This window comes from Haloarcula sp. Atlit-7R, assembly GCF_003666065.1.
GTDB classification, from domain to species: Archaea; Halobacteriota; Halobacteria; order Halobacteriales; family Haloarculaceae; genus Haloarcula; species Haloarcula taiwanensis.
Genome location: NZ_QXIK01000067.1, coordinates 1 through 530, shown reverse-complemented (window position 1 = coordinate 530; position 530 = coordinate 1). Strand labels below are relative to the sequence as shown.

Genomic DNA, 530 nt, shown 5'->3' with positions numbered 1-530 from the left:
TGTCGTCGAGGTCGACGTCTTCGAGCGCGCTCGCGCCGTGGATCGCGGCCGACTCGAAACTGTCGTAGAGAGACTCGAACTCCGCCAGCAACGCGTTCGCGACGGCGCTGTAGCGCTCGTCGTCGACGTCGTCGCCGAACGCGCTGACCGGCTTCAGCGGGCGGGTGTGGGCGGTCAGGAATCCGGGCGTGCTCAGGTTGTAGGCGTAGATGGACTCCAGGTCGCTCGGGCCGAGAAGCACGGCGGTCGGCCGGTCTTCTTCCGCGGGGAGGTCCGCCGCAATCGTCGCGAGCAGTTCCTCGTGGACCGCGGCGAGCGCCTCGTACTTCGCCTCCGCTTGGAGCACCTGTGCGACCTTGGCGAATATCTCCCAGAGGCCGTAGTATTCGTAGGCGTCGACCCACTCGGTCGGCGGCGCTTGGTGCCGCGCGCTGAAGCTGTTGCCGAACCACGGACTGATGTTCTCCTCGATTTCGTCGAGGTCGGCCTGACTCCAACTGCCGAGCGCGGAGACGCTGGCGGGGTCGGCC

The 530-nt window shown here is 67.4% G+C and carries 1 pseudogene; it reads right to left on the bottom strand.

Going from position 1 to position 530, the window contains the following annotated elements:
* Positions 1–530: pseudogene (locus D3D01_RS22655) on the bottom strand (hypothetical protein); the annotation flags it as partial.